At 70.6% G+C, this 26,313-nt stretch carries 23 protein-coding genes; 7 read left to right on the top strand and 16 right to left on the bottom strand.

Features of this window, described 5'->3' with window-relative positions; genetic code table 11:
• Nucleotides 1-100 precede the first annotated feature (100 nt).
• On the top strand, nucleotides 101-607 hold the full coding sequence (locus tag ACIGYR_RS34030; protein ID WP_399607376.1) for a hypothetical protein: 507 nt from the start codon (nucleotides 101-103) through the stop codon (nucleotides 605-607).
• A 74-nt stretch (nucleotides 608-681) separates the two neighbouring features.
• Here the strand turns inward: ACIGYR_RS34030 and ppc are convergent, their stop codons facing one another.
• Nucleotides 682-3,426 carry a phosphoenolpyruvate carboxylase gene (gene ppc, locus ACIGYR_RS34025; RefSeq protein WP_399607379.1) on the bottom strand — a complete coding sequence of 915 codons (2,745 nt, stop codon included), beginning with the start codon at nucleotides 3,424-3,426 and terminating at the stop codon, nucleotides 682-684.
• 302 nt (nucleotides 3,427-3,728) lie between these two features.
• On the opposite strand from ppc, the gene ACIGYR_RS34020 reads away from it, so the two are divergent.
• The gene (locus ACIGYR_RS34020; RefSeq protein WP_391848014.1) at nucleotides 3,729-4,733 is read left to right on the top strand and encodes an acyl-CoA desaturase; all 1,005 of its coding nucleotides are present in this window, start codon (nucleotides 3,729-3,731) and stop codon (nucleotides 4,731-4,733) included.
• Nucleotides 4,730-5,407, top strand: coding sequence for a TetR family transcriptional regulator (locus ACIGYR_RS34015; protein ID WP_391848015.1), 678 nt, complete (start codon nucleotides 4,730-4,732; stop codon nucleotides 5,405-5,407). Before ACIGYR_RS34020 ends, ACIGYR_RS34015 begins: the two co-directional genes overlap by 4 nt.
• Nucleotides 5,408-5,472: 65 nt before the next feature.
• Here ACIGYR_RS34015 and ACIGYR_RS34010 read toward each other — a convergent pair whose 3' ends face one another.
• Nucleotides 5,473-6,285 (bottom strand): trans-aconitate 2-methyltransferase, encoded by an 813-nt coding sequence (locus ACIGYR_RS34010; RefSeq protein ID WP_391848016.1) that lies wholly within the window; start codon nucleotides 6,283-6,285, stop codon nucleotides 5,473-5,475.
• An 89-nt stretch (nucleotides 6,286-6,374) separates the two neighbouring features.
• Here ACIGYR_RS34010 and tamR point away from each other — a divergent pair, with 89 nt between their 5' ends.
• On the top strand, nucleotides 6,375-6,872 hold the full coding sequence (gene tamR / locus ACIGYR_RS34005) for a MarR family transcriptional regulator TamR (RefSeq protein WP_391848017.1): 498 nt from the start codon (nucleotides 6,375-6,377) through the stop codon (nucleotides 6,870-6,872).
• A gap of 48 nt (nucleotides 6,873-6,920) precedes the next feature.
• Here the strand turns inward: tamR and ACIGYR_RS34000 are convergent, their stop codons facing one another.
• On the bottom strand, nucleotides 6,921-7,694 hold the full coding sequence (locus ACIGYR_RS34000; RefSeq protein WP_399607384.1) for a LuxR C-terminal-related transcriptional regulator: 774 nt from the start codon (nucleotides 7,692-7,694) through the stop codon (nucleotides 6,921-6,923).
• A 306-nt stretch (nucleotides 7,695-8,000) separates the two neighbouring features.
• On the opposite strand from ACIGYR_RS34000, the gene ACIGYR_RS33995 reads away from it, so the two are divergent.
• A complete protein-coding gene (locus ACIGYR_RS33995; protein WP_391848019.1) occupies nucleotides 8,001-8,456 on the top strand; it encodes a GNAT family N-acetyltransferase in 456 nt (151 codons plus the stop codon).
• Nucleotides 8,457-8,464: 8 nt separating this feature from the next.
• Here ACIGYR_RS33995 and ACIGYR_RS33990 read toward each other — a convergent pair whose 3' ends face one another.
• The 7 genes from ACIGYR_RS33990 to galT form a co-directional block, all read right to left on the bottom strand.
• A complete protein-coding gene (locus ACIGYR_RS33990) occupies nucleotides 8,465-8,926 on the bottom strand; it encodes a hypothetical protein (RefSeq protein WP_399607388.1) in 462 nt (153 codons plus the stop codon).
• Nucleotides 8,926-9,555 carry a hypothetical protein gene (locus tag ACIGYR_RS33985; protein ID WP_399607391.1) on the bottom strand — a complete coding sequence of 210 codons (630 nt, stop codon included), beginning with the start codon at nucleotides 9,553-9,555 and terminating at the stop codon, nucleotides 8,926-8,928. Before ACIGYR_RS33985 ends, ACIGYR_RS33990 begins: the two co-directional genes overlap by 1 nt.
• 22 nt (nucleotides 9,556-9,577) lie before the next feature.
• Nucleotides 9,578-11,749 carry a hypothetical protein gene (locus ACIGYR_RS33980; protein ID WP_399607394.1) on the bottom strand — a complete coding sequence of 724 codons (2,172 nt, stop codon included), beginning with the start codon at nucleotides 11,747-11,749 and terminating at the stop codon, nucleotides 9,578-9,580.
• Nucleotides 11,750-11,754: 5 nt separating this feature from the next.
• A complete protein-coding gene (locus tag ACIGYR_RS33975; RefSeq protein ID WP_399607397.1) occupies nucleotides 11,755-11,877 on the bottom strand; it encodes a hypothetical protein in 123 nt (40 codons plus the stop codon).
• 189 nt (nucleotides 11,878-12,066) lie between these two features.
• Nucleotides 12,067-13,227 (bottom strand): galactokinase, encoded by a 1,161-nt coding sequence (galK, locus tag ACIGYR_RS33970; protein ID WP_399607399.1) that lies wholly within the window; start codon nucleotides 13,225-13,227, stop codon nucleotides 12,067-12,069.
• A complete protein-coding gene (gene galE / locus ACIGYR_RS33965; RefSeq protein WP_391848022.1) occupies nucleotides 13,227-14,189 on the bottom strand; it encodes a UDP-glucose 4-epimerase GalE in 963 nt (320 codons plus the stop codon). Before galE ends, galK begins: the two co-directional genes overlap by 1 nt.
• Entirely contained in the window at nucleotides 14,186-15,271 is a 1,086-nt protein-coding gene (gene galT / locus ACIGYR_RS33960; RefSeq protein WP_399607403.1) for a galactose-1-phosphate uridylyltransferase, read from the bottom strand. Before galT ends, galE begins: the two co-directional genes overlap by 4 nt.
• Nucleotides 15,272-15,451: 180 nt before the next feature.
• On the opposite strand from galT, the gene ACIGYR_RS33955 reads away from it, so the two are divergent.
• Both ACIGYR_RS33955 and ACIGYR_RS33950 read left to right on the top strand, forming a co-directional pair.
• Complete coding sequence (locus ACIGYR_RS33955) at nucleotides 15,452-17,143, top strand: sodium:solute symporter family protein (protein ID WP_399607406.1); 1,692 nt, start codon at nucleotides 15,452-15,454, stop codon at nucleotides 17,141-17,143.
• A 21-nt stretch (nucleotides 17,144-17,164) separates the two neighbouring features.
• The gene (locus ACIGYR_RS33950; RefSeq protein ID WP_399607409.1) at nucleotides 17,165-17,506 is read left to right on the top strand and encodes a hypothetical protein; all 342 of its coding nucleotides are present in this window, start codon (nucleotides 17,165-17,167) and stop codon (nucleotides 17,504-17,506) included.
• Between the two features lie 132 nt (nucleotides 17,507-17,638).
• Here the strand turns inward: ACIGYR_RS33950 and ACIGYR_RS33945 are convergent, their stop codons facing one another.
• The 6 genes from ACIGYR_RS33945 to rsmA all read right to left on the bottom strand — a co-directional run bounded on the left by ACIGYR_RS33945 (nucleotide 17,639) and on the right by rsmA (nucleotide 26,302).
• Nucleotides 17,639-18,331: a LuxR C-terminal-related transcriptional regulator gene (locus tag ACIGYR_RS33945; protein WP_391848026.1), complete on the bottom strand. Its 693-nt coding sequence runs from the start codon at nucleotides 18,329-18,331 to the stop codon at nucleotides 17,639-17,641.
• 167 nt (nucleotides 18,332-18,498) lie between these two features.
• Nucleotides 18,499-20,289: a PQQ-binding-like beta-propeller repeat protein gene (locus ACIGYR_RS33940; protein WP_399607412.1), complete on the bottom strand. Its 1,791-nt coding sequence runs from the start codon at nucleotides 20,287-20,289 to the stop codon at nucleotides 18,499-18,501.
• Nucleotides 20,290-20,386: 97 nt separating this feature from the next.
• Nucleotides 20,387-22,225 (bottom strand): PQQ-binding-like beta-propeller repeat protein, encoded by a 1,839-nt coding sequence (locus tag ACIGYR_RS33935; protein WP_399607415.1) that lies wholly within the window; start codon nucleotides 22,223-22,225, stop codon nucleotides 20,387-20,389.
• 268 nt (nucleotides 22,226-22,493) lie between these two features.
• Nucleotides 22,494-24,302 carry an ABC-F family ATP-binding cassette domain-containing protein gene (locus ACIGYR_RS33930; protein WP_399607418.1) on the bottom strand — a complete coding sequence of 603 codons (1,809 nt, stop codon included), beginning with the start codon at nucleotides 24,300-24,302 and terminating at the stop codon, nucleotides 22,494-22,496.
• 210 nt (nucleotides 24,303-24,512) lie between these two features.
• Entirely contained in the window at nucleotides 24,513-25,424 is a 912-nt protein-coding gene (locus ACIGYR_RS33925) for a 4-(cytidine 5'-diphospho)-2-C-methyl-D-erythritol kinase (protein ID WP_399607421.1), read from the bottom strand.
• Nucleotides 25,421-26,302, bottom strand: coding sequence for a 16S rRNA (adenine(1518)-N(6)/adenine(1519)-N(6))-dimethyltransferase RsmA (rsmA, locus tag ACIGYR_RS33920; protein ID WP_399607423.1), 882 nt, complete (start codon nucleotides 26,300-26,302; stop codon nucleotides 25,421-25,423). The genes ACIGYR_RS33925 and rsmA overlap by 4 nt, the downstream gene beginning before the upstream one ends.
• Nucleotides 26,303-26,313: the final 11 nt, after the last annotated feature.

Here is a 26,313-nt window from a genome sequence, read left to right as displayed (position 1 = left end):
GCGCGTGGTCGCGTTCGTGGGTGGGCGGGTGTGTCGTACAACTGGTGACTTGTCCGTCCGGGTCGCCCACGGGAGTTGACCGGCCGTAGGAGTATGGCCAATGATCCCGGCCATGCCTGCCACAGCCAGTACCGCTCGTCAGGCGTCCGTGTCCGCGCTGCGGTTCGGGCGGGGCGCGGCGATGGGTGCGGTCGCCGCGTTGATCCTGTTCGCCGGGGTGTGGGGTTCCTGGGGGACCGCACAGCACGTGATGCTGACCAAGGGGCGTGAGCGGGGCACGGTCCGGGTGGCGCAGTGCGTGGGGGACGTGTGCGCCGGCCCGTTCAGGCCCGCCTCGGCGGGGGCGCTTCCACGCGCGCGCGTGGAGATCGAGGAATCCGTCGCGGTGCGTGCGGGGACGACGTACGACGTGGTGCTGAAGCCCGGTACCGGGGAGGCGGTGCGGTCGGGTCCGGCCGGGATCCTGTTCGCCTGGGTGCCGCTGGGCGGGGCGTTGCTGCTGGCCTCGGTGGTGGTCGCGGGCGGGATGCGGCTGGTGCGGCCGGCTTGGGTGCTGGGGCTTGCCGGTGCGGGGCTGCTGACGGCGGCGTTCGTGGCGTTGCAGTAGCGGGGCTCGGAGCAGCCGGAAACACGGGTGCCCCCGGGGTCGTACGACCTCGGGGGCACCCGTGTTCGGCTGGGTCAGCCGGTGTTGCGCAGGCCGGCGGCCACACCGTTGACGGTGAGGAGCAGGGCGCGGGAGAGCAGCGGGTCGGGGTTCACGCCGGCCGCGGCGGCGTCGCGCTGCCGCTTGAGCAGGGTGACCTGGAGGTAGGAGATCGGGTCCAGGTAGGCGTCCCGGATGGCGAAGGTCTGCTTGAGGACGGGCTGGGCGTCGAGGAGTTCGTCCTCGCCGGTGATGCGCAGTACCTCGCTGACCGTCAGCTCGTGTTCGGCCTTGATGGTGTCGAACACGTGCTTGAGTTCGTCCGGGACGAGAGTGTCGACGTAGTGCTGGGCGATCCGCAGGTCCGTCTTGGCGAGGGTCATCTCGACGTTGGAGACGAAGTTGCGGAAGAAGTGCCACCGCTGGTGCATCTCGTCGAGGACGGTGTCGCCGTCCTGCGGCAGGCCGGCCTCGCGCAGGGCCTTCAGGCCGGAGCCGACGCCGAACCAGCCGGGGACGATCTGCCGGGACTGGGTCCAGCCGAACACCCAGGGGATGGCGCGCAGGCCGTCGAGGCCGGCACCGGAGTCGGGGCGGCGCGAGGGCCGGGAGCCGAGGTGCAGGTCGGCGAGCTGGTCGACCGGGGTGGAGGCGAAGAAGTAGGACGGCAGGTCCGGGTCCTCCACCAGGCGGCGGTAGGCGGCGTGGGCGGCGTCGGAGACGACGTCCATGGCGGCGTCCCAGCGGGCGAGTGCCTCGTCGGACTGGCGGGGGGCGGTGTGCAGGGCGGATGCCTGGAGGGTGGCCGCGACGGTCAGTTCCAGGTTCTCCCGGGCCAGCGACGGGATGAGGTACTTGTCGGAGATGACCTCGCCCTGTTCGGTGACCTTGACCTCGCCTTCCAGGGTGCCCCAGGGCTGGGCGAGGATGGCGTCGTGGGAGGGGCCGCCGCCGCGGCCGACGGTGCCGCCGCGGCCGTGGAAGAGGCGCAGCCGGACGCCGTAGCGGTGGGCGACGTCGCGCAGCCGGCGCTGGGCGCGGTGGATCTCCCACTGGCTGGTGGTGATGCCGCCGAACTTGGAGGAGTCGGAGTAGCCGAGCATGACCTCCTGGACGTCGCCGCGCAGCGCGACCAGGCGCCGGTAGGACGGGTCGGAGAGCATGTCCTCCAGGATGGTGTCGGCGGCGCGCAGCTCGTCGGTGGTCTCCAGCAGGGGCACGATGCCGATCTTCGCCCAGCCGGCGTGCAGGTCGACGAGGCCGGCCTCGCGGGCGAGGACGGCGGCGGCGAAGACGTCGTCGGCGCCCTGGCACATGGAGATGATGTAGGACTCGATGACCTCGGGGCCGAAGATCTCCAGGGCCTTCTTGACGGTCTCGAAGACGCCGAGGGTCTTGGCGCCGGCGGCGTCGACGGGTGCCGGGGTGGGGGCGAGGGGCCGCCGGGACCTGAGTTCCTTGGCGAGGAGCTTGGCCCGGTACTCGCGGGGCATGTCGGCGTAGCGCCAGGACTCCTCGCCCAGCCGGTCGAAGAGCTGGCCGAGAGCGTGGTGGTGGGCGTCGGCGTGTTCGCGGACGTCCATGGTGGCGAGCTGGAGGCCGAAGGCGCCGAGGGTGCGGATGGTGCGGGCGAGGCGGCCGTCGGCGAACAGGCCGCCGCGGTGTTCGCGCAGGGACGCCTGGATGATCCGCAGGTCCTTCAGCAGTTCGCCGGTGCCGAGGTAGTCGCGGCCGCTCTCGTGCTGGGTGCCCGTGGCGAGGCGCTTCTTGGTGTTCTCCAGCTTCTGCCGGATGCAGGTGGCCTTGAGCCGGTAGGGCTCCTCGGCGTTGAGGCGCTTGTAGCGGGGGCTGATCTCGGGGAGCAGCTCCAGGTCGGCCTTGAGGGACTCCAGCAGCTCTTCGGTGGCTCCGGCGTAGCGGATGGAGTTGGAGAGCAGGCCCCGCAGTTCGTCGATGGTGTCCAGGGCGTCGTTGATGCCGTGTTCGTGCTGGAGGATGAGGACGTCCCAGGTGACCTGGGGGGTGACGTTGGGGTTGCCGTCGCGGTCGCCGCCGATCCAGGTGCCGAAGGTGAGCGGGCGGGTGTCGTCGGGGAGCTTGACGCCGACGCGTTCCAGTTCGGCGGTGAGGTCCTCGAGGACGTCGCCGACGGCGTCGGCGTGCAGCTCGTCGAGGTAGTAGATGGCGTTGCGGGCCTCGTCGGCGGGCTCGGGGCGGACGACGCGCAGTTCGTCGGTCTGCCAGACGAGGTCGATGTTCTCGGCGAGGCGGACGTCGTGGCGGCGGCGGTCGGAGTCGAGGACGGGGGTGTCCAGGAGTGCGGCGATACGCCGGAGCTTGTTGAGGACCGAGCGGCGTGCGGCCTCGGTGGGGTGGGCGGTGAAGACCGGGCGGACGTTGAGGTGCCGGACGGTCTGCTTCAGGTGCTCGGGGTCGGCGTCCTTGAGCCGGTCGGCGGTGCGGGCGAGGAGGCCGCCCTCGGCGGCGCGGCGGGCGCGCAGCTCTCTTCCGCGGTGCACCTGTTCGGTGATGTTGGCGAGGTGGAAGTAGGTGGAGAAGGCGCGGACCAGCTTGGCCGCGGTCTCCAGTTCGGTGCCGCGCAGCAGCTCGGCGGCGGCGTCGCCGTCCTCGCGGGTGAGGCGGCGGACCTTCTCGACCAGTTCGAGGAGCTCAGGGCCCTCCTGCCGGACGAGGGTCTCTCCCAGGAGGTCACCCAGCCGGCGGATGTCGGCGCGCAGCTCGGTGCTGGTCGTGGTGGTCTGGTCGTCGGCACTGCTCACAGGTGCGGCTCCTTGCAGTGTTGAAGCTCGTCTGGAGGGGAACCCGGTCGGCTGCCGGGCGGCGGGCGCCGCATACGGGCCGGAGCGTCCGGGAAGGAAACTTCAGCGGACCGCGCTGTCCGACCGACAACAAGGATAGGTGGCCATGTGGACGCGCTGGGTCCGGGGCTCTTGCCGCCGCATGGCACGCTGCCATACTTACGACGCCGTAGGTTACGGAACCGTAGGGAAGTGCCCGTCGAGTCCCGATCGGTCCCGGCGGCTCGCACTCGTCTTGACCCTCGACCCCACAGGGGACGCGCATGACCTCAAGTTCCGACGTGATCGAAGAAGCCCGTAAGGCCACCGACACATCCCCTTCCGCCACGCTGGGCGGCGAGCAGAAGCGTTCGATCGAGCAGATCACGCTGCTCCTGTTCATCATCGTGCCGTTCCTGGCACTGGTGGCGGGCGTGCCGCTGGCCTGGGGCTGGGGGGTGAGCTGGCTCGACATGGGCCTGCTGGTCTTCTTCTACTTCCTGGGGTGCCACGGCATCACGATCGGTTTTCACCGGTACTTCACCCATGGTTCGTTCAAGGCCAAACGACCCTTGCGGATCGCGCTGGCGATCATGGGGTCGATGGCGGTCGAGGGTCCTTTGGTGCGCTGGGTGGCCGATCACCGCAGGCACCACAGGTTCTCCGACGCCGAGGGGGATCCGCACTCGCCCTGGCGGTTCGGGGAGACGCTTCCGGCTCTGATGAAGGGCCTGTGGTGGGCGCACATCGGCTGGATGTTCGACGAGGAGCAGACCCCGCAGGACAAGTACGCGCCGGATCTGATCAAGGACAAGGCGATCCGGACGATCTCCCGTCAGTTCATCTTCTGGACGATCGTCTCGCTGGGGCTGCCGGCGCTGATCGGTGGTCTGGTGACGATGTCCTGGTGGGGTGCGTTCACCGGGTTCTTCTGGGGTTCGCTCGTACGGGTTGCGCTGCTGCACCATGTGACGTGGTCGATCAACTCGATCTGTCACGCGGTGGGCAAGCGGCCGTTCAAGTCGCGGGACCGTTCGGGCAACGTGTGGTGGCTGGCGGTCCTGTCCTGCGGTGAGTCCTGGCACAACCTGCATCACGCCGACCCGACCTCGGCGCGGCACGGGGTGATGCGCGGCCAGATCGACTCGTCGGCCCGTTTCATCCGCTGGTTCGAGCTGCTCGGCTGGGCGTACGACGTGCGCTGGCCGTCACGCTCGCGTATCGATTCGCGGCGCGACAACGGGGAAGGCGACTCCCGGCGCCGGGCGGAGACCGCCGGGACGGCATGATTGACGCCGTGGCGACCGACTCCAGCAGCACCTCCGACAATGACAGGGTCCGGCGGACCCGCCGGACCCGTATGACCGGTGCCGAGCGCCGCCAGCAGCTGCTGGAGATCGGTCGCACCCTTTTCGCGGCCAAGGGCTTCGAGGGCACGTCGGTGGAGGAGATCGCGGCGAAGGCCGGGGTGTCCAAGCCGGTGGTGTACGAGCACTTCGGCGGCAAGGAGGGGCTGTACGCGGTGGTGGTGGACCGTGAGATGGGGCGTCTGCTGGACATGGTGACCGGCTCGCTGACCGCCGGTCATCCCCGGGAGCTGTGCGAGCAGGCCGCGTTCGCCCTGCTCGACTACATCGAGGAGTACACGGACGGCTTCCGCATCCTGGTGCGGGACTCGCCCATCCCGCAGTCCACGGGTTCCTTCGCCTCGCTGATCTCGGACATCGCCACCCAGGTCGAGGACATTCTGGGCCGCGAGTTCAAGAGCCGGGGCTTCGACCCCAAGCTCGCCCCGCTCTACGCCCAGGCCCTGGTCGGCATGGTCGCGCTGACCGGTCAGTGGTGGCTGGACGTGCGCCGCCCGAAGAAGGCGGAGGTGGCGGCCCATCTGGTGAACCTGGCGTGGCACGGCCTGGACGGGCTGGAGCCGAAGCCGCGGCTGATAGGGCATCGCAAGGCTTAGCGGCCCGGCAGGGCGGCGCAGGGCTCAGGCGGGTGTGCGGGGCCGGAGCGACTCCGGCCCCGCACTCACGTGTCCTTCACGGCCACGGCGAACAGCCGGCGGAACGGCAGGACGGTGCCGTACGGCGCGCTGGGGTAGGCCGTGCGCAGCAGGTCCCGGTACTCGGTGAGGAACGCGTCGCGCGCCTCGGGGTCGTCGGCGAGCGTGGTCAGGACGGGCCGCAGGCCGGTGCCCTTCACCCAGTCGAGGACCGGGTCCTCGCCCTGCAGGAGGTGGTAGTACGTGGTCTGCCACACGTCGGCCGCGCAGCCGAGCCGGGTGAGGCGGTCCAGGTAGGCGCCGGGGGTGTGCACGGAGTCCGTGTGGCGCAGGACGTCGGCGAGGCGGCTCCGCCAGCGGGGGCCGGCGGCGAGGTCGCGCATCAGGGCGTGCAGCGGGGCGTCGATGTTGTCGGGGATCTGGAAGGCGAGGGTGCCGCCGGGTTCCAGGGCGGTGATCCAGTGACCGAACCGGTCGGTGTGGCCCGGCACCCACTGGAGGGTGGCGTTGGAGACGATCAGGTCGTACGGCTCTTCGGGTGTCCAGGTCCGCAGGTCGGCGTGGGCGAAGTCCAGCCGGCCCCCGCCGGCCGTGGGCCCCTCGTGGTCGACGTGGGCCTTGTCGAGCATCTCGGTGGAGTTGTCGTACCCGGTGATGCGGGCGGTGGGCCAGCGGTCGGCGAGCAGGGCGGTGACGTTACCGGGGCCGCAGCCGAGGTCGGCGATGCGGGGCCGGTCCCGGGCCGGGTCCGGGATCCGTGCGAGGAGGTCGGCGTAGGGGCGGGCCCGGTGGCCGGCGTGGCGGAGGTACTGGGCGGGGTCCCACGTGGGCTGCGTCATGTCCTCCACTCTCCCCGCCCACTTCTCTCGATGTCAAGAGACTCGATATCAAGAGACTTCATGTCGACACAACCACTACACTGATCTCCATGGAGGACGAGGTCGATCGGCTGGTCGCAGCGTGGCGCCGGGAGCGTCCGGACCTCGACGTGGAGCCGCTGGAAGTGCTGAGCCGGGTGAGCCGCCTCGCCCGGCATCTGGATCGCGCCCGCCGGCTCGCCTTTGCCGAGCACCAGTTGGAGCCCTGGGAGTTCGACGTGCTGACCGCGCTGCGGCGCGCGGGCACGCCGTACCAGCTCTCCCCGGGTCAGCTGCTGACGCAGACCCTGGTCACCTCGGGCACGATGACCAACCGGATCGACCGGCTGGCGAAGAAGGGCCTGGTGGAGCGGCTGCCCGACCCCAGCGACCGGCGGGGCGTGCTGGTCCGGCTGACCGAGGAGGGCCAGGACCGCGCGGACCAGGCGCTGGCGGGTCTGCTGGAGCAGGAGCGGGCGATCCTCGCCGAGCTGTCGCGCGCCCAGCGCGCGGAACTGGCCGGGCTGCTGCGCCAGCTGACCGCGCCGTTCGACAACATCCCCGGCTAGGGGCCGGCCCGAGCGTCTTCGGCCGCGGACGCGCGGCGCGCAGGCCGATCAGGCGCTGTTCGTCTCCTCCGGCATGATCCGCCCGGCCGAGCCCAGGTCGGCCGGGCCCACCCCCGCCCGCCGGGCCAGCGCGACGGCGGCCAGCGTGGAGTGGACGCCCAGCTTGCCCAGGACGTTCTGCATATGGGTGCGGACGGTGTGCGGGGAGAGGAACAGCCGCTCCGCGACGGCCTTGCGGCCGAGTCCGGCGACCATGCAGCGCAGCACCTCCCGTTCCCGCGGGGTGAGGGACTCCACCAGACGCTCGCTCTCGGTACGGTGCCGACGGGCGGCCGTCATTTCCTTCAGCACCCCGGTGAGCAGCGCGGGTGGCAGATGCGTCTCGTCGCGCAGCACCCCTCGAATCACCGTCAGCAGCCGGGACAGCGAGCAGTCCTTGGCGACCCAACCGGAGGCGCCGGCCTGGAGGGCGAGGGCCGCGCGGCGCGGATCGTCCCTCTCCGCGAGAACGACGATCCGTACGGCGGGCTGGGCGGCGCGGACCCCGGCGACGAGGGAGATCCCGTCGACCAGGCCCTCCTCGTTGCCCTCCCGCACCGGTACGGCCGGACGGGCGCCGGGCAGATTGCCGCCCAGGTCGGCGTCGACGAGCAGGACGTCGTAGCGACGGCCCTCACCGGCCGCGCGGTCCAGGCAGCGCAGCGCGGCCGGGCCGCTGCCGGCGGCGAAGACGTCGACGTCGGGCTCGGCGGCCAGGGCGGCGGCGAGCGACTCGGCGAAGATGCGGTGGTCGTCGACGACCAGGACTCGGATGCGAACCACGAAACCCCCTTCCCCAGGCTCCGCGTGGAGCAGGGGTTACCAAGGTCCGGAAAGCTCCGGAATAGGCCGGCCCGGAAATACCCGGAATAGGTCCGGAGAACGACGACCGACGCGGGTACGACAGCCGCGGAAGGACGCGCACCGCACGGCCGCCGCCGTTGCGGAGACTGCTACCCCCACCGCTTGTGCCGTACCCGCCTGTCTCGCCCCCTGAGCGGCACCGGCCCCCACCGATGCTGTTCCACAGAGTACGGATGGGAGCACGCAGCGGAAGCAGATTTACAGAACTGGCCGTCCGGCACGTTTATGGTGTGCCGCATGTTTCGTATTGAGGCGGAAGTAGACAAAGGCCGACGGGATCTGCTCCGCTCGCGGCTGCAGGACACCAACAGGGCAGCGTCCCCGGTACTGGCGGCCCTGCGCGGCACGCCCGGCGAACGTGAGGTCCCGCTCCACGTCTGGGCGCTGGACGCCGCCGACGGCCTGGCGGGCGGACTGGTCGGCCACACCTGGTCGACCTGGCTGCACGTCACCTACCTGTGGGTGGACGCCGCCCACCGCGGCACGGGGCTGGGCGCACGACTCCTCACCGAGGCCGAACGCATCGCCACCACCGACCGCGGCTGTGCCGCCGCCCGCCTGGAGACCTGGGACTTCCAGGCACCGGAGTTCTACAAGAAGCGCGGGTACGAGGTGGCGGGCGTGATCCCCGACTACCCGCCGGGCGTCACGGAGTACATCCTGACCAAGCGACTGGCCTGACGCCCCCCTCACCCCGCCGGCGCGGGCGGCACCGCGGGAGGCGGCGGTGGGTAGGGCGGCCGGGGCGGGATGCGCGGCCGGGGCGGCGCCATCGGCGGGGGCGGCTGCGGCTCCATCGACCGCCGGGGGCGGGGCGCCGGCGGCCGGGGGGTGAAGGGGGGCGGCGGGGACGGTGGCGGTGGTGGCGGTTCATCGTCCGTGAGCACGGGACCGCCGGCGCGCAGCCGCTCAAGGGTCCGCTCGGCCCGGCGACGGGCCCGGGGGTCGTCGTCGCGCCGGAACAGCAGCCGCACGCTCACGGGGGCGGGCAACCCGAGCGCGAGACCCGGGCCACGGAGGCGCTCGACGGAGATCAGCTGGTATCCCAGCGCGTGGGCGATCCCCTCGGCCCGCGACTGCACGAACACCGGGCCCTGGATCTCGACGTGCCCTCGCCCGTCGAAGCGGGACCGGATTTCGTCGTCCTTCATCAGCGGTCCCCGTAACGCGGCAGCTGCGCCGGGAAGGGGCGGGGATCCTTACACTCGGCCAGCGTGTAGGCGTGGCGGGTGAGCTGATAGGCGAAGTCGGTCAGAGCCTGACGCAGGGCCGCTCCTGAGACCCGGCTCTTCCCCGTCACACTGGCCTCCGCCACCAGGGCACGGGGGCCGGACGCAGCGCCTTCCCCTTCCCTCTCGTCCTTCGGCTCGCAGGGCACATACACGGAAGCGACGCCGTGATCGGCGTCGACCTGCGCCAGCCCTGCCACCCGCCCCGCCGAGGTCCGCACGACAGCGGTGCCCGAGGAACTGCTGTAGTCGTCCACCCAGTCAGCCATCGCCGATTCCCGCAGATTCACCCCTCCCGACAGGATCGAGTCACCGCTGGTGGAGACACGGCAACCGAAGAAGAAGTCACGCCCGCTGCCTCCGTGATCGGCCCATTGGTCCGCCGCGCGCGCCCGAGGCAGAGCCCGGATGACGAGATCTCGCTCGACGGAAGCTTCACACACCTTGTCCGGGAGCAGGTAGAGCCCCTTCACGAAGAACAGGAAGAGGCCGCTGCACACCAGCACGAGGATCGCCGTGGCGATGAAGAACCCTTTTGCGGAGTGGGTCATCCGATTTCGGCCGCGACCTCTCTCAGCCATACTTCACCTTCGAGCGGTTCAGGTAGTAGTCGGCGTCCTTCCAGCCGTCGTTGACAGCCTGCCCCACCGAGTCGTCTATCTCGTCCTTCGGCATGTGCACGTGGTTGCGCGCCAGGGCGTCGTCCACCGACCAGATCGTCTGCTGGCTGACCGAGTCCCGCATCGCGAACAGGTCCTTGCTGGAGTAGTACAGCCCCTGGTCCTCGGCACCCTTCATCTGCTGGCCCTCGAGCAGGCGGTCGACGGCAGCACCGGCAACGGCTCCGGCTCCGCCTCCGATCACGGATCCCATGACGTCGCCACCGTATTCCGCCGGCACCTTGAGGCCGGTCAAGGCGATCGAGACCCAGGTCTTGGCGAAGTCCCCCTTGGCCTTCAAGGCGTCGTTGTACTCCCTCTCGCCGTTGATGGCCTTGCCGACTTCCGAATTCGCCGCGGAATGCCCGACGATCCCCTCGATGATCCCGGCGTTCCTGCCGATGTCATTGAGGACCTGCTTCTGATCGCCGTCGAACTGACCGGGGTTCGACAGGTGCTCCTGCAGGAGGCTCCCGGTATAGATGCTCTCGCCGTAGACGATCCCTGCACGCCCGGCGGGATCTGCGGACGTGGCCGACAGGAAACGCGTGACATCCGTGAGGTTGAGGCCCCCTGGGGACTCACTGTCCGTGAGGAAGACGGTCTCGCTTTCCGGCCCCTTGAAGGCACAGCTGATTTCCGGCATGTACGCGGCCGCCATGTTCCCGAAGCTCTCGCCGAGCCCCTTCGACACCAAGTCCGCGCCCTCGTCGGGATCGGCCACCGCCTGCATGATGTTCGCCATGATCTTGACCTGGACCGCGCTGTGCGGCGGGGCCCCGGAGGAGGTGTCGCCGTTGGCGACTCCGGTCACCGCGCTCTCCAGGGCATGCCCGAGGGACTCGCCGCGATCCGTGTACTTGGCCGTGCCGAGCATGTGGTCCAGGTCCGACTTGGACGCGAAGGCGTGCTCGGCCGCCTCGGGGTTGTGGGAGAGGCCCTCGAACAGTCCCTCCAACGGGTCGCGGCCGTTGCCGTCACCGAAGACCAGGTCCAGGCCGTCGTACCCCTTGACCCACCGTTCGTCGGTATTCAAGTCCCCCGCCCCCTTGTCCGCATTGAAGAGGTCCTTGCGGTAGTCGTCGAGGAACTCGGTGTCGTACCGACCGTCTCGCATGAGGCTGCTGATGACCTGATAGCCGAGTGCGCCGAACGGGCTGGGTGACTTGGGGTCGCGGAAATTGGTGGTGGTCTCGGCGAGGAGGTCCTTCTTCCACCCCCGCATCGCGTCCGAGTCCGAGAAGGTCGCGGTGGCCAGGGTCAGGCTCAGGTGGGACTGCATGGCCTTCATCGCCTGCAGTTCCGATCCCTTGGCGCCGGCATGGGTGTACGCCAGGTCCGCCCAGAACTGGAGCGTCCCCTTGGCCCCGAGGCGGGTGGCGAACTGCTCGGCGAACAGGGGGTCATCGTGGTATTTCGCCATCTCACGGTTGAAAGCGGAGATGTCGTCGAGGGACATGTCGTCCGGATGCTCGGCCATCTTGGCGAGTTTCTCCGCCGCCGCGACGGCCTCGACCGCCTCGTCCCGGTTCCCGTAGGAGGCATCGGTGAAGCCGTACTTGGCCTGGTCGACGAGGAGCTTGAGGACCTTCGCGGCGCTGCTGTCGCTCTCCGTCGCCTTGCTCAGGATGCCCTGGATCTCGTCACGGAAGGCATCGACCACCTTTTGGTCCGTCGCGCCGGTGTTCCCGCTGGGGTCGGCGGTCCAGTCGGGACGGGTATTACCCATGACGGAGAACGTGCCGTCATGGTTGTCGATCACAGTCAGGTTCTCGTCGTTGGCCCGCTTGATCGCGTCGTTGAGCTGGTTGCGGAAGCTGATGAGTTCGCCGCGCGTGTCACTAAGGATCTTGGTGATGGAGTCGGCCTGCGCGTGCGCGTCGGCGAACTCGGCGGCGGTCCTGGTGATGAACTCCCGGCTGACGGTGGCGTTGACACCGCTCCACTTGGCCTTGTCGGCCTTCGCCTTGAGGTTGTCCTCAGCATCCTTCTTCAGGTCGGCGAGCTTCTTCGTCATCTGCTCCCAGTCGGTGACCGCTTCACCGAGCTTGGAGAAGTTGCCGTGGAGCAGTGCGTTGAGGTGCATCGGCGTCAGTGGCCCTTCCGGTCGTCGAAGCCCTTGTCGAGCGTGGAGACGCTGCTGACCGCGCCGCCGATGTACGAGTCATCGGCCGCATGCCGAGCCTTCAGCTGGTCCCACTCCTCCCACGCCATACGTTGCCTCCCCGTGTCTCCTGGCGCACCGCCGGGCCCGGCAGTGACAGGCACGCACATTACCGGCCGGGCCAAATGAGCTGCTGGACGGCGGACTTCGTCGACTCGGGTGTATGTCCGGCGACGGCGGCCGGCCCCGTACGCGTCGATCGTGTACGGGGCCGGCGGGGGCGGTGAGGATCAGGTGGGTCAGCTCAGGCGTCGCGCGCCCGGCGAAGGCACCGCCTCGAAGACGCGTGGGTTCGGGAAGCCGGACGCGGCGAACGCCTCCTCGGTCGCCTTCGTCACCGTGTCCACGTCCGTCGCCTCCGTCAGCACGATCGCCGCGCCGCCGAAGCCGCCGCCCGTCATCCGGGCGCCCAGGGCGCCGGCGGTCAGGGCCGCGTCGACGACCAGGTCCAGCTCCGGGCAGGAGACCCGGAAGTCGTCGCGCAGCGAGGCGTGGCCCTCGGTGAGGACGGGGCCGATCGCCCGGGTCTCGCCGGAGCGCAGGAGGGAGACGACACGTTCCACCCGGTGGTTCTCCGTCACCACATGGCGGACCAGGCGCACGACCTCCTCGTCGCCGAGGCGGGCGAGGGACGAGTCCAGGTCGGCGTACGGGACGTCCCGCAGGGCGTCGACGCCGAGCAGGGCCGCGCCCTTCTCGCAGCCGGCCCGGCGCTTGCCGTACTCGCCACCGCTGTGGGCGTGCTTGACCTGGGTGTCCACGACCAGCAGGCGCAGGCCCTCGGCCGCGAGATCGAAGGGGATCTGCCGCTGGGACAGGTCACGGGTGTCCAGGAAGAGCGCGTGGCCCTGCTCGCAGCAGGCCGATGCCGTCTGGTCCATGATGCCGGTCGGCGCGCCGACGTAGACGTTCTCGGCGCGCTGGCACAGCCGGGCCAGTTTCCAGCGGTGCAGCCCGAGTGCGTACAGGTCGTTCAGCGCCAGGGCGATCACGACCTCCAGCGCGGCCGACGAGGACAGGCCCGCGCCCGTCGGGACCGTGGAGGAGAGGTGCACGTCGGCGCCGGTGATCTCGTGGCCCGCCTCGCGCAACGCCCAGACCACCCCCGCCGGGTACGCCGTCCAGTTCTCGTCGCTCTGCGGGGCGAGGGCGTCCAGCCGTAGTTCCGTGACGGCCGCGGTCCCGCCGTCGATGTCCGCGGAGTGCAGGCGCAGGACGCCGTCCGTGCGTCGGGAGACCGCCGCGAGCGCCTGGTGCGGCAGCGCGAACGGCATGACGAAGCCGTCGTTGTAGTCGGTGTGCTCACCGATGAGGTTGACGCGGCCCGGTGCCGCCCAGACGCCCTCGGGCCGCGCCCCGTACAGCTCGGCGAAGCGCTCCGCGACCTGCTGTGCCCCCACTAGTGCTCCTTCGTGTTGCTCCGCGTGAACTCCCACGCGTCCGCGACGATGCCCGCGAGATCCGCGCGGGTCGGGTTCCAGCCCAGCTTCTCGCGGGCGGTGTCCGCGGAGGCGACCAGGACCGCGGGGTCGCCGCCCCGGCGCGGGGCCACCACCTCGGGGATCGGGTGGCCGGTGACCTCGCGGACGGTCTCGATGACCTGGCGGACGGAGAAGCCGTTGCCGTTGCCGAGGTTGCAGATCAGGTGCTCACCGGGTGCGGCGGCGTCCAGGGCCAGCAGGTGGGCGTCCGCCAGGTCGGCGACGTGGATGTAGTCGCGTACGCAGGTGCCGTCGGGGGTCGGGTAGTCGTCGCCGTAGACCGAGATCGCGTCGCGGCGGCCCTGGGCCACCTGGAGGACCAGCGGGATCAGGTGCGACTCGGGGTCGTGCCGCTCGCCGCACGCGCCGTAGGCGCCGGCCACGTTGAAGTAGCGCAGCGACACCGCGGCCAGGCCGTGGGCGACGGCCTCGCCGGTGATCATGTGGTCGACGGCGAGCTTGGAGGCGCCGTAGGGGCTGGTGGGCTTCGTCGGGGCGCTCTCCAGGATCGGGACCTGCTCCGGCTCGCCGTAGGTGGCCGCGGTGGAGGAGAAGACCAGCTTGCGGACGCCCGCCTCGCGCATCGCGGCGAGCAGGGCCATGCTGCCGCCGACGTTGTTGTCCCAGTACTTCTCCGGCTTCACCACCGACTCGCCGACCTGCGAGAACGCGGCGAAGTGCAGGACGCCGTCGAAGGAGGGGTCGAGCCACTTGGCGGCGTCGCGGATGTCGCCCTCGATGAAGGCGGCACCGGCGGGCACGCCCTCGCGGAAGCCGGTGGAGAGGTTGTCGAGGACCGTGACCTCGTGTCCGGCTTCCAGCAGATGCTGGGCCACGACACTGCCGACGTATCCCGCGCCACCCGTCACCAGGTACTTCATGAACTCGCTACCTCTCGCAGTCGCTCAGCCGCGCGTTCCGGCGGCACGTCGTTGATGAACACGTTCATGCCGGACTCGGAACCCGCGAGAAACTTCAGCTTGCCGGAAGTGCGGCGGATGGTGAAAAGCTCGAGGTGGAGCGCGAAATCGTCTCGCGTCACGCCGTCGAGCTCCGCCGGCGCGCCGAACGGGGCCTGGTGCCAGGCCGCGATGTAGGGCGTCGGAGACTCACCCACGGAGCTGTCCCCTCCGTCCCACCCACCGAAGATCCGGTCGAAACGCCTCAAGAGTTCCAGATAGACCTGGGGGAATTCTGTGCGTGCCGCCTCGTCGAGCGCGAGCAGGTCGGGCACGCGGCGCTTCGGGTACAGGTGGACCTCGTACGGCCAGTGCGCCGCGTACGGCACGAAGGCCGCCCAGTGTTCACCCTCAAGGACTACCCGTTCACCGGCGAGTTCCCGCTCCAGGACGGCGTCGAACAGGTTCTCCCCGCCGGTCGCCTGCCGGTGTGCGGCGAGCGAGCGGAGCATCTGCGCGGTGCGCGGGGTGGTGAAGGGGTAGGCGTAGATCTGCCCGTGCGGGTGGCCCAGGGTCACGCCGATCTCGGCGCCGCGGTTCTCGAAACAGAACACCTGCTCCACGGAGGGCAGGTGCGACAGCTCCGCGGTGCGGTCCGTCCACGCGTCCAGCACCAGACGCGCCTGCTCTGCGCTCAGGTCCGCGAAGGAGGCATCGTGGTCGGAGGTGAAGCAGACCACCTCGCAGCGGCCGAAGTCGCCGGCGAGCGAGGGGAACCGGTTCTCGAAGACGACGACGTCGTACGAGGAGTCCGGGATCTCGCTGAGCCGGTCGCCGCGCGTCGGGCACAGCGGGCACTCGTCCGCCGGTGGATGGTAGGTGCGGCCCTGGCGGTGCGAGGCGACGGCGACGCGGTCGCCGAGCAGCGGGTCGCGGCGGATCTCGGACGTGGTGACCGTGCGCTCCAGGGGACGCCGGTCGACCGCGTCCCGCACGGTGTCGTCCCGCAGGTCGTAGTAGATCAGCTCACGACCGTCGGCCAGCCGGGTCGAGGTCTTCTTCACGCCGGACTCCTCTACGTCCCGCACCCAATCACTAAACACAATCAAACATAACAGACCACAACTCGACAACACCCGGGGATCATCACAATCAAACAAAGAACACCACCAGAAGTGTTCAATTACTGAACACGGCGGCGTAGGTTCCGCTCTGATCAGTTCGCGCAACGAAGCGAGTTCTTCATGCACACCCCCCCATACGCCACCACCCTCCTGGCGGCGGAGCTCCGGCTCCCCACCAACTGGCTGGACTACACGATCCTCGCGATCTACTTCGTCGTCGTCCTCGGCATCGGCTTGGCGGCCCGCCGCTCGGTGAAGACCAGCCTCGACTTCTTCCTCTCCGGACGCTCGCTGCCCGCCTGGATCACCGGCCTCGCCTTCATCTCGGCGAACCTGGCGGCCACCGAGATCCTGGGCATGGCCGCGAACAGCGCCCAGTACGGCGCCTACACCGTGCACTGGTACTGGATCGGCGCCATCCCCGCCATGGTCTTCCTGGGCCTGGTGATGATGCCCTTCTACTACGGCAGCAAGGTCCGCTCGGTCCCCGAGTTCCTGCTGCTGCGCTTCGACCGGGCCGCTCACCTGCTCAGTTCGATCCTGTTCGCGTTCGCCGCGATCCTGATCGCGGGCGTCAACCTCTACGCCCTCGCGATCGTCGTCGAGGCCCTGCTCGGCTGGCCCCAGTGGGTCGCCATCGTCGTCGCCGGCGCCTTCGTGCTCGCGTACATCACCCTGGGCGGCCTGTCCTCGGCGATCTACAACGAGGTGCTCCAGTTCTTCGTGATCCTGGCCGCCCTCATCCCCCTCACCATCCTCGGCCTGAAGAAGGTCGGCGGCTGGGGCGGTCTGACCGACAAGCTCACCGCGACCCACGGCGGCGACTTCACCACCGCCTGGGGCGGTACCGGCATCGGCCATGCCAACCCGCTGGGCGCCAACTGGCTCACCATCGTCCTCGGCCTGGGCTTCGTGCTCTCCTTCGGCTACTGGACCACCAACTTCGCCGAGGTGCAGCGCGCCCTGTCCGCGAAGAACCTCTCCGCCGGCCAGCGCACCCCGCTGATCGCCGCCTACCCGAAGGTCTTCATCGTCTTCCTGGTGATGATCCCGGGCCTGGTCGCCGCCGCGCTCGTACCCAAGATCGGCACCTCCGGCTCCGGCCTCCAGTACAACGACGCCATCCCCTACCTGATGCAGGAGCTGCTGCCCAACGGCGTGCTCGGCATCGCCGTCACCGGTCTGCTGGCGGCCTTCATGGCGGGCATGGCGGCGAACGTGTCGTCCTTCAACACCGTGTTCACCAACGACATCTGGGCCAAGTACGTGATCCGCGGCCGGGAGGACGCGTACTACGTCCGCTTCGGCCGCCTGATCACCGCGATCGGCGTGGCCGCCTCGGTCGGCACGGCGTTCCTGGCGTCGTCGTTCTCGAACATCATGAGCTACCTCCAGACGCTGTTCTCCTTCTTCAACGTGCCGATGTTCGTCGTCTTCATCGTCGGCATGTTCTGGAAGCGCGCGTCCGCCAAGTCCGGCTTCTGGGGTCTGCTCGCCGGCACCACGGCAGCGATGGTCAACTACTTCGTCCTGTACAAGAAGGGCATCATCTCCATCCCCTCCGACCAGGGGGCCAACTTCGTCTCGGCGATCGCGGGCTTCGTCGCCGGTGCCGTCGTGATGGTCGCGGTGTCCCTGTTCACCAAGCCCAAGCCGGTGGAGGAACTGCGGGGCCTGGTCTACGGCACCCGCTCCCCCGGCATGTCCGAACCGCCCGCCGAGGGCGACGACGCGTGGTACCGCAGGCCGGCCCTGCTGGGCTGGGGCGCGGTCGTCCTGGCCGCCGTCTGCTACATCCCGTTCTCGTTCTGACGCGGGAGGATCGAGGAAACCATGACCGAGAACCCTGAGCAGCCTCGCCGGCCGCACTACACCGAGCAGGACCTCCAGCGGGAGGTCACCGAGCTGGAGAGCAAGTCGGCGACCGCGGCCCGCATCTTCGACCTGCGCCGCATCATCGGCGGCCTGTTCGTGGTCTACGGCGTCATCGTCACGATCACCGGCATCACCGACTCCCAGGCCGCGATCGACAAGGCCGAGGGCGTCAACATCAACCTGTGGACCGGGATCGGCATGCTGCTCCTGGGCATCTTCTTCCTGGCCTGGCTGAAGCTGCGGCCGACCCCGCCGCCGCTTCCTCCGGAGGGTGTGCCGGGGGAGAAGGGGGCGGAGTAGCGCCGGGCCCGCGGGTCGTACGCCGAGCTGGGGCGCGTGGGGCTTGCTCGCGCAGGTCCACGCGCCCCTTCGGGCGCTACCCGGCGCCGGGGCACACCGGACCCTTCGGGCGCTACCCGGGGCCGGGGGCCGTCACGACTCCGGTCCCGGCGCGCCCCGCAGGGATCCCGCGCGGTCCAGCAGTCCCGTGCGCGCGGCCAGTGCCGCCGCCTCCAGCCGCGAACCCACGCCCAGCTTCATCAGCACCCGCTGCACATGGGTACGGGCCGTGCTCGGCGCGATGCCCATTCCCGCCGCGATCAGCCGCGTGTCCTCCCCGTCGGCCACCCTGACCAGCACCTCCACCTCCCGCGGCGTCAGCATCTCCAGCAGCCGCTGTGCCTCGTCATCGGGCTGCGCGGCAGGGTTCAGAAGCTCACCGAAGGCGTCCTGGAGCAGCTGCGGAGCCACCGCCGCCTCCCCGGCCCGGGCCTTCATGATGGCCCGCTCCACCCCCTCGATCCGCTCGTCGTGCCGTACGTACCCCGAGGCGCCGGCGGCGAAGGCCGCCGCGATCCCGCGCGGCGACGGCACCGGGCCCAGCACCAGCACCGCCACCTGCGGGCGCTCCCGCTTGATCTTCACCACCGGGTCGAAGGCCCCCGGATCGGCCGGCGCCGCCGTACCCAGCAGGCACACCTCGGGCGCCCGCGCGATCACCAGATCCGCCGCGCCCGCGGCCGGCGCCGCCGCGGCGACCACCCGGTGCCCGCGCAGCTTGAGCGCCGACGCCAGCGCCTCCGCGAGCAGGCGATGGTCGTCGACGACGATGAGCCGCACTCCCATGGAGCAACCCCCCAGTCCCCCGGTCCCCCCGCCCTTCATGCCCCCGGAAGCTACACGCTTGTTCGACGTCGCGCTGCCCCTCCCGATGAGAAGTGCCCCGGATCGATGAAATCCGGGGCACTTCTCGGCAAGTCACTCATTCGGGCGACACCGGCGTCGGCGGCCGGTCAGCCGTCCGTGCCGAACGCCATCACCAGGTACTCCTTGGAGTAGACGCTCGACTTGTGGGCGTACACGGCCGACATGTACAGGCGGCCGTTGCCGAAGAGGATCTCCGCGTACTCCGGCAGCAGGCCGGTCTCCCCCTCGTGCACACTCCGCGTGCCGGGGTTCTCCAGCAGCTTCGTCACCTTGAACGAACCGCCGTCGATGCTGACGATCTGGCCGCCCTTGTCGTACGGCGGCGACTTGTAGGCGAGCAGGTTGCCGCCGTCCATGCGCAGCGGGGAGAGCGTGTAGCCGTCACCGGCCTCGGCCCGCTGGCCGGTCGGCTTGCCCGTCTTCAGGTCGAAGGAGACGATCTCGTTGGTCTTGGAGTACTGGCCCGTGCCGTCGTGCTCCTCGGTCGTCAGGTACAGCCGGCCGTTGCCGGCGACGACCTGCTTGCAGCCGTCGATCTGGGAGAGCCCGTTGCAGCGGCCCCCGTAGGTGTCCTTGGGCGCGGAGATACGGGCGAGCAGCTTGCCGGTCTTGTTGTCGATGGAGAAGTAGTCGGAGACGTTGGTGCTGCTGCCCGCGACCACCAGCGGGTCGGTGGAGACGACGGCGGCGTAGTCGACCCCGTCCGGCATCTTGTACTCGGAGATCACCTTCCCGTTCGCCGGGTCGATGGTCTGGATGTGCAGCTGCCGGTTGTCGTACGTGCCGCACCGCCGCACCGCGACCATGTGGGTGCCGCCGCCGTACCCCTCGTCGAAGCAGGTGTCGTCCGGCTTCGGCTGCCACAGCACCTTGCCGGACTCGATGTCGAACGCGGCACCGCCTTCCAGGCTGCCGACCGCGACGGTGTGCTGAGCGACCGTCACATTCTGGAAGGTGAGCGGGTAGTCACCTGAGTTGACCGACTTCGACCACAGCTTCTTCCCCGTGGTGAGGTCGACCGCCGCGACCTGGCTGCAGCCCGCGGAGGAGCCCTTCGCGGGCATCTTCGGCTGGAAGGCGATCGCCGTCCGGCCGTCGTCGTCGACCTGGCTGCTGGCCGCGCAGACGGGGCCGGGCAGCTTGAGCGTCCACGACTTGGTGCCCTTGGCCGGGTCGTAGCCGACGATCTCCGCGATGCCGCTCTTGGCGTACACCGTGTCCGTCAGCCACGAGCCCGAGGTGACGACCGTGTCCTCGGACTGGGGCAGCGGCACCTGGAAGAGCACCTTGGAGGCCGGGTCGTCCGGCACCTTCTCCTTGCCGCCACCGCCGGACGTGCCACCGGAGCCGCCCGTGCCGCCCGTGCCGTTCGAGCCGCCGCTGGAGGAGGCCGTGGCGGGGTGCTTGTCGTCGTCCCCGGAGGACTTGGCGTACCAGATGCCGCCGCCGATGATCAGCGCGATGGCGACGACCGCCGCGACCACGATGAACAGCACGGTGTTGTTCCGCCCGCCGCCGGTGCCCGACCCGGGCTGCGTCACCACGGTCGGCGGCTGCCCCTGGCCCGGATAGCCGTACCCCGGCTGCGCGCCCTGCATGGGCTGCGTGGGCTGGGCGTAGGGGTTGTGCGGCTGGGTGCCGTAGGCGGGGGGTTGCTGGGCGTTGTACGCCGGCGGCTGCGGGGCCGGATAAGCCTGGGGCTGGGCCGGCGGCTGCTGGGCGTACGGGTTCTGCTGCGCGGGATAGCCGTAACCGGGCTGCGGAGGCTGGGCCGGCGGCTGCGCGGGCGGGGCCGGCGGGTAGCCGTAACCCGGCTGCTGGGGCTGGTTCGGCGGCTGCGGGGGCTGGTTCGGGGGCGGCGGGGGCGGCTGGGTCATGGCGCGGGTACCTCGGTGACGCTCGGAAGGCCGGGACGGCGGAGGGGACTCGGGGACGGGGCTGAGGGCGGGGTGAGGCCGGGACGGTGCGCCGGGCTCAGTTGCCGAAGGCCATGATCAGCTTCTCCTTCGAGTCGTCGTCGCCGGACAGCCGGCCCGAGGAGATGAAGAACCGTCCGCCGGTCCAGTCGACGACACCGTCGTAGAAGGTGTTCTCGGCTTCGGCGGCACCCTGCGGGTTGTGCAGCAGGCTGGTCGTCGTGTGGGAGGAACCGGTGACCGGAACCGACACCACCTGGCCGCCCGTGTCGTACGACGGCTGCACATACGCGATGAGCTTGCCGCCCTCGACCTTCACCGGTGACATCGGCCGGTCCCCCGGGGACTTGACCCGCCACTTCTCCTTGCCGTCGGAGAGGCTGATCGCGACGATCTCGTTGGCGCTGATGGTGGAGTCGGTGGGCAGGTAGAGCGTGTCGGCGTCGACCGCGACACCCTGGCAGCCCTGAAGCTCGCGCTCGAGGACCGCCCAGCCGCAGCGGGGGGCGAACTTCCCGTCCACCTTGACCTCCGAACGGAACTTGCCGTTCTCGGTGAAGGTGGAGATGTTCCAGACCTTCTTGTCCCGGTTGGTCAGGTAGACGACGAGCGGGTCGACCGAGTACGTCCGGCTCACCTCCCAGCCCTTCTTGACCTTCTGGGTCCAGCGCACCTTGCCGGTGGCCGGGTCGAGTTCCTGGATCTCCTCGTGCTCGCCGGAGGTGCCGACACCGCAGGAGGCCACCTGGATCAGCCGGTCGGTGCCGCCCGCGAAGGCGGCCGGGAAGCACGCCTCGCCGTACCGCTTCTTGTCGTACAGCTTCTTGCCGCTGTCGATGTCGTACGCCGTGCCGGACTGCGAACGGCCCACCATCAGCGTCTTGCCGCTCACCGTCAGTTCGACGTTGAGCGCGCTGTCGAACAGGCCGCCGTCGGCGACCTCACCGCTCCAGCCCTTCTCGCCGGTGCGCAGGTCGATCTGCTGGAGCTGGTTGCACTTGGCGCGGTCGCCGGCGCTGTTCATGTACGCCACGACGATCTTGTCGTCGGCCGACTTCTGGGCGGTGACCGCGCAGATCTTCTGCGGGAAGGTGAGCGGTCCCCAGGCGGTGCTGCCGTCACCGGCGCCGAAGGCGAAGACCTGCTTGTACGCCGCCTTCACCGCCGTGTCGCCGCTGACCCACATGCCGGGCGCGTCGGCGCCGGACGCCGGGGCGTCCGGTGCCGGCTTGTACCAGAGCACCTTGCCCTCACCGGCCTGGCGCCCGTCGTTGAGGTGCTCGGGGTCCTCGCCGCCGCCGGAGGCCGTGGGCGAGGCACTGGCGGAGTGCTTGGGGTCGTCGCTCTGTCCGGCGACGGGCTTCTTCTTGCCGCCGTCGTCCCCGCCGGTCACCGCGAACACCGTGCCGCCGATGACGAGCAGCGCGGCCACCGCGCCGCCGATGATCAGCGCCGTCTTCTTCCGGGAGGCCGGCTTGCCGCCGGGGCCGCCGGGCGCGGCACCGGGCATGGCCGGGTACGGCGGCTGCTGCGGGTGGCCGTAACCGGGCTGCGGTGCGCCGCCGTACGGGCCCGGCTGCTGCGGGTAGCCGTAGTGGCCCGGGGTACCGGCGTACGGGCCCGGCTGCTGGGGGTAGCCATAGCCCGGCTGGGGCTGCTGCGAAGGGCCGGCGGGCGGCTGGGGCGCGCCGAAGGCGCCTTGCGCCGGCGGGTTCTGCGGGGCGCCGAAACCGCCCTGGGCCGGTGGTGCCGGCGGGTTCTGGGGGGCGCCGAAACCGCCCTGGGCCGGTGGCGGCGGTGGTGGCGGCTGCGGGGCGCCGAAGCCGCCGGGCTGCGGCGGCTGGTCCTGCGGTGCTCCGAACCCGCCCTGCGGCGGCTGGTTGGGCGGCTGAGTCATCAGCGCTCTTCCCCCTCGTTCACTGATTTTTAGCCACGCCCTGAGGTTCGTGACAGACCCAAGGTCGTTCTCAGGCAGTTTCAGACGGCTCTTTCTATCACCCGGCACCGACAGCGCACGGGCCCGCGTCCACCGCCGTTCCCAAGGGAGAACCGGCCCGTGATGCCGCCGTTACGCGCCTTCACGCCCCCTTCACGCCGCGCACGCAACGGCCGCGCACGCGGCCGAATCACGCCGCTCGCGCTCCCCCGCACGCGGGCCTGCCGGGTCAGGCGTCCTCCGCCAGCTCCAGCCAGCGCAGCTCCAGTTCCTCGCGCTCCCCCGCGAGGTCACGCAACTGGGCATCCAGTTCGGCCACCTTCGCGAAGTCGGTGGCGTTGTCGGCGATCTGGGCGTGCAGCTTGGACTCCTTCTCGGAGATCTTGTCCAACTGGCGCTCGACCTTCTGGAGTTCCTTCTTCGCGGCGCGCTGGTCGGCCGCGCTCTTCTCCGTGGTGGCCGGCTTGGGCGCCGCGGCGGCAGCCTCCGCCGCGACGGCCTCCTCCATGCGCTTGCGCCGCTCCAGGTACTCGTCGATCCCACGGGGCAGCATCCGCAGGGCGCCGTCGCCGAGGAGGGCGAACACCCGGTCCGTCGTGCGCTCCACGAAGAACCGGTCGTGGGAGATGACGATCATCGAGCCGGGCCAGCCGTCGAGGACGTCCTCCAGCTGCGTGAGGGTCTCGATGTCGAGGTCGTTGGTGGGCTCGTCCAGGAAGAGGACGTTGGGCTCGTCCATGAGGAGCCGCAGCAGCTGCAGGCGCCGCCGCTCACCACCGGAGAGGTCCCCCACCGGGGTCCACTGCTTCTCCTTGTTGAAGCCGAACGTCTCGCACAGCTGCCCGGCCGTCATCTCCCGGCCCTTGCCGAGGTCGACGCGTTCCCGGACCTGCTGCACGGCCTCCAACACCCGCCAGGCGGGGTCGAGTTCGGCGACCTCCTGGGAGAGGTAGGCGAGCTTGACGGTCCTGCCGACCAAGACGCGGCCGCCCGCCGGCTGCTCCTCGCCCTGCGTACGGGCCGCCGCCTCCATGGCCCGCAGCAGCGAGGTCTTGCCGGCGCCGTTCACGCCGACCAGACCGATCCGGTCGCCCGGGCCGAGCTGCCAGGTGACGTGCTTGAGCAGCACCTTGGGCCCGGCCTGCACGGTGATGTCTTCCAGGTCGAAGACGGTCTTGCCGAGCCGTGAGGAGGCGAACTTCATCAGCTCGCTGCTGTCCCGGGGCGGCGGCACGTCGGCGATCAGCTCGTTGGCGGCCTCCACCCGGAAGCGCGGCTTGGACGTGCGCGCGGGGGCGCCGCGCCGCAGCCAGGCCAGCTCCTTGCGGACCAGGTTCTGCCGCTTGGTCTCCTCGGTGGCGGCGATCCGCTCCCGCTCCGCGCGCGCGAAGACGTAGTCCGAGTAGCCGCCCTCGTACTCGTACACGTCACCGCGCTGCACGTCCCACATGCGGGTGCACACCTGGTCCAGGAACCACCGGTCGTGCGTCACGCACACCAGCGCCGAGCGCCGGTTGCGCAGGTGCTCGGCGAGCCAGGCGATGCCCTCGACGTCGAGGTGGTTGGTGGGCTCGTCCAGGACGACCAGGTCCTGTTCCTCGATCAGCAGCTTGGCGAGCGCGATACGGCGCCGCTCACCACCGGACAGCGGCCCGATGACGGTGTCGAGGCCCTTCGGGAAACCGGGCAGGTCCAGCCCCCCGAACAGCCCGGTCAGTACGTCCCTGACCTTGGCGTTGCCGGCCCACTCGTGGTCCGCCATGTCGCCGATGACCTCATGGCGGACGGTCGCCGCCGGGTCGAGGGAGTCGTGCTGCGTGAGCACGCCGAGGCGCAGCCCGCCGGAGTGGGTGACCCGCCCGGTGTCGGCCTCCTCCAGCTTGGCGAGCATCCGGATGAGGGTGGTCTTGCCGTCGCCGTTGCGCCCGACGACCCCGATCCGGTCCCCTTCCGACACACCGAGCGAGACGCCGTCCAGCAGGGCACGGGTGCCGTACACCTTGCTGACGTTCTCGACATTGACCAGGTTGACGGCCATTTCACTCCTGTGCGCGGGGAAGGGTCAGCCTCCCAGCGTAATGCGCGCCGGGCCGAGCCTCGGCCGCCCTCACCCTGCGCTCCTCGCAGCGATGCGCCGCGTCCAGCATCCAGTCGTCCCCCGGCGCTCCGGGTCGGCCATGATGCGGCGGCCGGCCTCCCGTTCGGCGCGGGCCCAGGGGACCACGCCTGCCCGGCCCTGTCGTCCGTGCTACGCCGTTGCCGGGGCCGGCAGGACGGTCGCGCCCGGCGCGGGAGCCGTCGCCGTGCGGACGGTGCGGCAGGTGCCGGAGGCGCGGAGCGCGTCGGCGATCTTCGAGGCGGACTCCGGGTCGCGGGCGAGGAAGGCCGTCGTGGGGCCCGAGCCCGAGACCAGCGCGGTGAGGGCGCCGGCCGCGCGTCCCGCGGCGAGGGTGCCGGACAGCTCCGGGAAGAGGGAGAGGGCGGCGGGCTGCAGGTCGTTGGAGACGGCGGCCGCGAGCGCGTCGGGGTCGCCCTCGGCGAGGGCGTCGAGGAGTTCCGGGGAGGCGACGGGCTCGGGGATGTCGTGTCCCTCCGCGAGCCGGTCGAACTCGCGGAAGACCGCCGGCGTGGACAGCCCGCGCCCGGCCATCGCGAACACCCAGGGGAAGGTGCCGCCGACCTCCAGGGAGGTCAGCCGCTCGCCGCGCCCGACGCCCAGGGCGGCGCCGCCGACCAGGCTGAACGGCACGTCGCTGCCCAGCTCGGCGCAGATCGCGAGGAGTTCCGCGCGGGAGGCGCCCGTGCCCCAGAGGGCGTCGCAGGCGAGGAGGGCGCCCGCGCCGTCCGCGCTGCCGCCCGCCATGCCGCCGGCGACCGGGATGTCCTTGGCGATGTGGATGTGCACGGCCGGTTCGATGCCCCGGCGCTCGGCGAGGGCGAGGGCCGCGCGCGCGGCGAGGTTGGTGCGGTCCAGGGGGACCTGGTCGGCGTCCGGTCCTTCGCAGGTGACCCGCAGCTGGTCGGCCGGGGTCACGGTGACCTCGTCGTACAGCCCGACGGCGAGGAAGACGTTGGCCAGGTCGTGGAATCCGTCCGGCCGCGCGGCACCCACGGAGAGCTGGACGTTGACCTTGGCCGGAACCCTGACCGTGACGCTCACTTGTCCGTCCCCTGGAACGCGTCCTTGTGCTCGGCGATGCGAGCGAACTCCTCGACCGTCAGCGACTCCCCGCGCGCCTGCGGCGAGATCCCGGCCGCGACCAGCGCCGCCTCGGCCGCCGCCGCGGACCCGGCCCAGCCGGCGAGCGCCGCCCGCAGCGTCTTGCGGCGCTGGGCGAAGGCCGCGTCCACCGCCGTGAAGACCTCGCGCTTCGAAGCGGTGGTCTTGATCGGCTCGGTCCGCCGGACGAGGGAGACCAGCCCGCTGTCGACGTTCGGCGCGGGCCAGAAGACGTTGCGGCCGATGGCCCCGGCCCGCTTCACCTCCGCGTACCAGTTGGCCTTCACGGACGGCACGCCGTACACCCTCGAACCGGGCGCGGCGGCGAGCCGGTCGGCGACCTCGGACTGCACCATCACCAGCGTCCGCTCGATGCTCGGGAAGGTGTCGAGCATGTGCAGCAGCACGGGGACGGCGACGTTGTACGGCAGGTTCGCCACCAGGGCCGTCGGCGGGGGGCCGGGCAGCTCGCCGACGTGCATCGCGTCGGAGTGGACCAGCGCGAACCGGTCGGCGCGCTCCGGCATGCGCGCGGCGATGGTGGCGGGCAGCGCGCCGGCCAGGACGTCGTCGATCTCGACGGCGGTGACCCGGTCGGCGACCTCCAGCAGCGCGAGGGTGAGCGAACCGAGCCCTGGGCCGACCTCGACGACCACGTCGTCGGGGCGGACGCCGGCGGTGCGGACGATACGGCGGACCGTGTTGGCGTCGATCACGAAGTTCTGGCCGCGCTGCTTGGTGGGGCGGACACCGAGCGCTGCCGCGAGCTCACGGATGTCGGCGGGGCCGAGGAGGGCGTCGGGGGAGGGGCTGCTCACGGGACAAGGGT

Origin of the sequence: Streptomyces sp. NPDC053076 (assembly GCF_044546845.1) — a bacterium.
In the GTDB taxonomy this organism is placed as follows: Bacteria; Actinomycetota; Actinomycetes; order Streptomycetales; family Streptomycetaceae; genus Streptomyces.
Note: the sequence above shows the minus strand (reverse complement) of the source record. Positions and strands in the feature narration are given on the sequence as shown.

Excerpts from the sequence above, each read along its gene's own strand:
- ACIGYR_RS34030 (WP_399607376.1), top strand. The coding sequence starts at position 101 with ATGATCCCGGCCATGCCTGCCACAGCCAGTACCGCTCGTCAGGCGTCC.
- ACIGYR_RS34020 (WP_391848014.1), top strand. The coding sequence starts at position 3,729 with ATGACCTCAAGTTCCGACGTGATCGAAGAAGCCCGTAAGGCCACCGAC.
- ACIGYR_RS34015 (WP_391848015.1), top strand. The coding sequence starts at position 4,730 with ATGATTGACGCCGTGGCGACCGACTCCAGCAGCACCTCCGACAATGAC.
- ACIGYR_RS34010 (WP_391848016.1), bottom strand. The coding sequence starts at position 6,285 with ATGACGCAGCCCACGTGGGACCCCGCCCAGTACCTCCGCCACGCCGGC.
- tamR (WP_391848017.1), top strand. The coding sequence starts at position 6,375 with ATGGAGGACGAGGTCGATCGGCTGGTCGCAGCGTGGCGCCGGGAGCGT.
- ACIGYR_RS33995 (WP_391848019.1), top strand. The coding sequence starts at position 8,001 with ATGGTGTGCCGCATGTTTCGTATTGAGGCGGAAGTAGACAAAGGCCGA.
- ACIGYR_RS33990 (WP_399607388.1), bottom strand. The coding sequence starts at position 8,926 with ATGAAGGACGACGAAATCCGGTCCCGCTTCGACGGGCGAGGGCACGTC.
- ACIGYR_RS33985 (WP_399607391.1), bottom strand. The coding sequence starts at position 9,555 with ATGACCCACTCCGCAAAAGGGTTCTTCATCGCCACGGCGATCCTCGTG.
- ACIGYR_RS33980 (WP_399607394.1), bottom strand. The coding sequence starts at position 11,749 with ATGCACCTCAACGCACTGCTCCACGGCAACTTCTCCAAGCTCGGTGAA.
- ACIGYR_RS33975 (WP_399607397.1), bottom strand. The coding sequence starts at position 11,877 with ATGGCGTGGGAGGAGTGGGACCAGCTGAAGGCTCGGCATGCGGCCGAT.
- galE (WP_391848022.1), bottom strand. The coding sequence starts at position 14,189 with ATGAAGTACCTGGTGACGGGTGGCGCGGGATACGTCGGCAGTGTCGTG.
- ACIGYR_RS33955 (WP_399607406.1), top strand. The coding sequence starts at position 15,452 with ATGCACACCCCCCCATACGCCACCACCCTCCTGGCGGCGGAGCTCCGG.
- ACIGYR_RS33950 (WP_399607409.1), top strand. The coding sequence starts at position 17,165 with ATGACCGAGAACCCTGAGCAGCCTCGCCGGCCGCACTACACCGAGCAG.
- ACIGYR_RS33945 (WP_391848026.1), bottom strand. The coding sequence starts at position 18,331 with ATGGGAGTGCGGCTCATCGTCGTCGACGACCATCGCCTGCTCGCGGAG.
- ACIGYR_RS33940 (WP_399607412.1), bottom strand. The coding sequence starts at position 20,289 with ATGACCCAGCCGCCCCCGCCGCCCCCGAACCAGCCCCCGCAGCCGCCG.
- ACIGYR_RS33935 (WP_399607415.1), bottom strand. The coding sequence starts at position 22,225 with ATGACTCAGCCGCCCAACCAGCCGCCGCAGGGCGGGTTCGGAGCACCG.
- ACIGYR_RS33930 (WP_399607418.1), bottom strand. The coding sequence starts at position 24,302 with ATGGCCGTCAACCTGGTCAATGTCGAGAACGTCAGCAAGGTGTACGGC.